At 29.2% G+C, this 5,297-nt stretch carries 7 protein-coding genes; 5 read left to right on the top strand and 2 right to left on the bottom strand.

The features are described from left to right. On the top strand, window positions 1-543 hold a 543-nt coding region (locus tag J7M77_RS03405; protein WP_296876011.1), incomplete at its 5' end, for a family 1 glycosylhydrolase. A 56-nt stretch (window positions 544-599) separates the two neighbouring features. Next, complete coding sequence (locus J7M77_RS03410) at window positions 600-1,361, top strand: hypothetical protein (protein ID WP_296876013.1); 762 nt, start codon at window positions 600-602, stop codon at window positions 1,359-1,361. 25 nt (window positions 1,362-1,386) lie between these two features. Here the strand turns inward: J7M77_RS03410 and J7M77_RS03415 are convergent, their stop codons facing one another. Then, window positions 1,387-2,130, bottom strand: coding sequence for an ATP-binding protein (locus J7M77_RS03415; protein ID WP_296876015.1), 744 nt, complete (start codon window positions 2,128-2,130; stop codon window positions 1,387-1,389). Between the two features lie 116 nt (window positions 2,131-2,246). On the opposite strand from J7M77_RS03415, the gene truB reads away from it, so the two are divergent. The 3 genes from truB (at window position 2,247) to J7M77_RS03430 (ending at window position 4,938) form a co-directional block, all read left to right on the top strand. Continuing rightward, window positions 2,247-3,089: a tRNA pseudouridine(55) synthase TruB gene (truB, locus tag J7M77_RS03420; protein ID WP_296876017.1), complete on the top strand. Its 843-nt coding sequence runs from the start codon at window positions 2,247-2,249 to the stop codon at window positions 3,087-3,089. Next, window positions 3,089-4,003: a bifunctional riboflavin kinase/FAD synthetase gene (locus J7M77_RS03425; RefSeq protein ID WP_296876019.1), complete on the top strand. Its 915-nt coding sequence runs from the start codon at window positions 3,089-3,091 to the stop codon at window positions 4,001-4,003. The genes truB and J7M77_RS03425 overlap by 1 nt, the downstream gene beginning before the upstream one ends. A gap of 77 nt (window positions 4,004-4,080) precedes the next feature. Continuing rightward, entirely contained in the window at window positions 4,081-4,938 is an 858-nt protein-coding gene (locus J7M77_RS03430; RefSeq protein WP_296876021.1) for a DMT family transporter, read from the top strand. A 26-nt stretch (window positions 4,939-4,964) separates the two neighbouring features. Here the strand turns inward: J7M77_RS03430 and J7M77_RS03435 are convergent. After that, the coding region (locus J7M77_RS03435; protein ID WP_296876023.1) for a gamma-glutamyl-gamma-aminobutyrate hydrolase family protein at window positions 4,965-5,297 on the bottom strand (333 nt) is incomplete at its 5' end.

Here is a 5,297-nt window from a genome sequence, read left to right on the forward strand (position 1 = left end):
AAAGATTATCCAGTTGAATTTTTCTCATTTAGTTATTATCGTTCGACTACTTATGATAAAGAAGTTGGCTTAGAAAATAATACCGGTGGTTTAATGGGTAGAGATAATCCATATTTAACTGGCTGTTCACCAAAGCCATGGTGCTGGCCAATTGATCCTAAAGGAATTCGTTATGTTTTAAATGTTTTATATGACCGCTATCATTTACCATTATTTATTGTTGAAAACGGTATTGGGTTAGATGAAAGTTTAGATGAAAATAATAAAATCAATGATACTGATAGAATTGAATACATTGAAGATCATTTAAAATATGTTTATGAAGCTGTTTTAGATGGTGTTGAAGTAATGGGATATTTATATTGGGGGCCTATCGATATCGTTTCAGCTGGAACTGGCGAAATGAAAAAACGTTATGGTTTTATTCATGTTGATCGTAATAACGATGGAACTGGAACGCTTAAACGAACTAAAAAGAATAGTTATGACTGGTATAAGGAAGTCATTACAACTAATGGCGCGAGTATTTTAAACAAATCTTAGTTTTTCTAAGATTTGTTTTTTTAATTGTGGTATGATAATAACTAGAGGTGAGTGTCATGGATTTATCTAGTATCTTATTTGCGGTAATTGAAAAAGAAGATCCCGCGTCAACAAATTATATTATTGCCGATTACATTTTAAAAAACGCGATTAACCAGGATAATATTTCCACTACAGAATTAGCTAAAGCTTGTAATGTGTCTAAAGCATCAATTAGTCGTTTTTGCCGAAAAATTGGTCTTGAAGATTTTTGGGAATTAAAAATGCTGATTCGCGGTTTTAAACCAGGTAAAACTGTCACTCAAAAATATTCATTTAAGCAAACTACTGATGATGACGTAATTAATTTTATTGATGAATCAATTGATAAAATTACTCATTTTAAACATAATCTTGACCGTGTTTTATTAAATCAGATTACTGATGATATTAACCAATATCAAAATGTTTATTTAATGGGATTACAACAGTCAGCAGCAATTATTATTTCTTTGACTAACGATTTAATGGCTTTTCAAAAATATGTGATTCCTTTAATGGAACCAAAGAAAATAAAAGAAGTGTTAAAAAAAGCCACTGATCAAGATTTAATAATTATCTTTTCAGCAACCGCTTCTTTTTTTGAAAAAATATTATCAAGAAATATCATTAATCAAAAACAAACACCAAGAATCTATGTTATTTCAACCATTGAAGCACCTAAGTATTCATTTATTTATAAAAATATCGTCTTAGATGATGAATATAATTTTTCATCAAACTTATTAATGAATTTTTATGCCTCATTAATTGCTATTAATTTCAAACAGCTAAAATAAAAAGATATATCGCTTTGATATATCTTTAATCATTATTGCGAGGTGTTTTATGCCATAAAAGCGTATTTTCCTCATTAGAAAGACTAGTTAATAAATTAGCTTTCGCCTGAGGATATTTTAAATACAGTTCATTTAATAATTGTTTAAATTCTTCACGTTTAGTATGCTTATCCACTGGACAAGTCGATACTACTACAGGAATATTCGCTTCATTTACAGCGCTAACGATATCTGATTCAAAAGCATATACTAACGGGCGAATGAAATTCATTTCAGTTCTTGTTAGATACATTTTTGGTGTGAAAGTAGCAATTTTACCACCATAAAACATATTCATAAATAATGTTTCAACCGCATCATCACCGTGATGGGCAAAGGCTACTTTATTACAGTTATATTTTTTAGCCCCGTCAATTACTAATGCTTTTTTAAATTTGGAACAAAGCGAGCATTGCAATCTGCCATCAGGGGTCTTATTTAATTTTAAAATTTCATAAACATCGCTGGGTTCATGATATAATTCAATTTCATTTTTTCTACAAAATGCATCTACTTCACTAAAATCCATATTGGGAAATCCCATTTCAATATGAACACCAACGACATCAAATTTCACCGGAGCAAATTTTTTATACAACGATAAACAATAAAGCAGTAAAGTTGAATCCTTACCGCCAGAAACCCCAACACAAATTCGATCGCCATCCTGGATCAAATTAAATTCATTATCAGCTTTACGAATACAGCCTAAAACTTTTTTCATTGTCATTTTTATCACCGCAAATATTCTAATAAAAAAAATGAATTAAGTAAAGATATTTTAGCGATTTTATTAATGGTTTGCATTTTGTAATAAAAATAGGTAAAATGGGGAAGGTGATAAAAATGAACGGAATAATTATTATAAATAAACCAGCGGGAATGACTAGTCATGATGTCGTTAATCAAATAAGAAAAATATTTAAAACTAAAAAAGTTGGTCATTGTGGAACATTAGATCCAGATGCCACTGGGGTTTTAGTGGTTGCGATTAATAAAGCAACTAAAATATTACAGTTTTTAACTGCTGATAGTAAAGAATATATCGCAACGCTGTCTTTAGGTACCGCTACAGACACTTATGATGCCAGTGGCAAGATTATTGAACAAAAAGAATTTCAGCCTATTTCAAAAGAGATAATTTTAAAAACATTATCAAGTTTTACAGGAATTCAGGAACAAATACCACCAATGCATTCTGCAATTAAAGTCAAGGGTAAAAAATTATACGAATATGCTCGTAATCATGAAACAGTAGAAATACCTAAGCGTACAATTGAAATAAAAGATATTGAATTACTATCAGTTGATAATAATTTAATTCAATTTAAAGTAGCTTGTTCTAAAGGAACCTATATTAGATCATTATGTTATGATATCGCTAAAAAATTAAATTATCCTGGTCACATGGCTGCTTTGATTAGAAGTAAATCAGGTATTTTTTCAATTGAAGATGCTTATACTTTAAAGCAGATTGAAAATGGCGAATTTGAATTATTAACAATTGAACAAGCTTTAAGCAATTATCCAAAACTTGTCGTTGATGACGAAAATATTGTTTTTCATGGTAAAAAGATTAAATCAGATATTGATCATCAAGTTGCTATTTATAATCAAAATAATCAGATACTGGCAATCTATGGACCTGATGGCAATGGTTATTTAAAAAATATAAGAGGATTATGGTAATGGAAGTTATATATTTAAACCAAAATGATAAAAAAGAAATGTTACCAAGCTGTGCAGCTCTAGGCTTTTTTGATGGTATGCATTTAGGTCATTTAAAACTAGTTGAACAAGTAGAGCAAATTGGAAAACAGACCGGATTAAAAAAAGCTTTATTAACATTTGATCAACAGCCTAAAGCTTTTCTTACAAACCAGCCATTTAAATCATTAATGACATTAACAGATAAAATTGAATTTTTAAAAGCTTATAACTTTGATTACTTATTTGTCTTATCATTTAATCATGAAATTGCCAAGATGGATCCTAAACAATTTATCAATCAGTTTATTATTGGATTAAATATCAAACATGTTGTCTGTGGTTTTGATTTCCATTTTGGCAGTCAGGGAAAAGGTGATTGCAAATTACTAGAAGAATTAAAACAAGATGATTATCAAGTCAGTGTAATTGATAAATTAGAATATCAGCATCATAAAATTTCTTCTTCTTTACTGCGTTCATTATTGCAACGCGGTGAAGTTGAACAGGCAGCTAAATTATTAGGTCGAAATTATCAAGTAACCGGAGAAATCATTCATGGCCGTAAAAATGGTCATAAAATCGGTTTTCCAACGATCAATGTTGAAGCTGGTGCTTATGTTCTTCCCAAAGGTGGTGTTTATGGCGCTAAAGTAATCATTGATGATAATGAATATTTAGGGATGGCAAATATTGGTTATAATCCTACTTTTTTGGCTTTAGAGCAGTTGTCATTAGAAGTAAATATTTTTGATTTCGATCAGGATGTTTATGGAAAAATCGCTAAAGTTATTTTTTTAAAACGCATTCGTAAGGAACAAAAATTTCCTTCAGTCGATGATTTAATTAAACAGTTAAACCAAGATAAACAAAAAATAATTGAAGAATGTAGTTAAAAGTGTATTTACCTAGTTAAATATACTTTTTTTATAATTTGATAAATATTGGTAATACTAGTTAATGGTGATAAATGATGTTATATGTTTGGATAATTTTCGCAAGTTTTTTATGGGGCAGTAATGTTTTAGTGATGAAATATATGCTTGAATATACTTCACCGCTTTTTTTAGCACTTTTAAAAGTTTTACTTTCTTTATCAGCGATAGGGGCAATGATTAAATATAAACACATTCATTTTAAACACTATTCTTTTAAATTAACGTTATTGGTTTCTTTGTTGTCAATTACAATTAATTTTATTTTAACGTTTGCAGGTTTAAATTTGATTAGTGGAAGTACTAATGCTATCATTAATTCTTTAGCTCCCTTAACAACAATTATATTAGCCCGAATATTTTTTAAACAAAGGATTACCAAAAATCAAATTCTTGCTGTTATGATTGCCTGTTTTGCTTTTTTACTATCGATTGAATTTAAAATTACTAATTTATCATTAGGCCATTTATTAATGGTTAGCGGGATCATTGTATATTGTTTTGGTAATTTATTGATGCAGCATCATTTAGATCATAACGATAATTTACCCTTTACATTTAATTATCTTCTTTATGCTTTTGTTCAGCTTGTGATATTAAACTTAATTATTCCTGGTAATAATCAGTTAAATCAGATTTCTGTTTTATTATGGCTTTTATTTATTGCTTTTTCCGGAATTGGTTTTGCGATTATCCAAATTATTTATTTCCAGGCATTACATCAAATTGGCAGTATCAAAGCAAGTTTTTTACTTGGTTTAAATCCCATTTTTACTTATTTAGGATCATTATTTTTAAGTGAAAAGTTTGACTGGTATCGATTTTTAGCGATGGGTTTAATGGTTTTAGCAATGATCGTTGCCAATAAACAAAATAAAATAAACAAATTAAAATAAGCAAAAGCCATTAAAGTTACTTTTGCTTATTTTAATAACTGTTCAAATAATTTCATGATTTTTATCTGGGTCGTATCATCAACTTTTTCCGGATGCCATTGAACACCAATGATGTTGTCTTTTTCAATCGATTCAATAATTTTGTCTTCACTATAACTGCTAACTGTAAAGCCGGGGGCAACTTGGTCTATTGCCTGATGATGAAAAGAATTAGTCATAAAACTGTCCCCTAAATACTGATTGATCATTGTATTTTTTATCGAAGTAACTAAATGATGATAACCTTGCTGGCTATCTTGAAGATGATTTTGATATAATTTAGTTTCATTAATATCCTGGATCAATGTCCCACCAAAAGC

It is taken from the genome of Thomasclavelia sp. (assembly GCF_017889095.1).
In the GTDB taxonomy this organism is placed as follows: domain Bacteria; phylum Bacillota_I; class Bacilli_A; order Erysipelotrichales; family Coprobacillaceae; genus Thomasclavelia.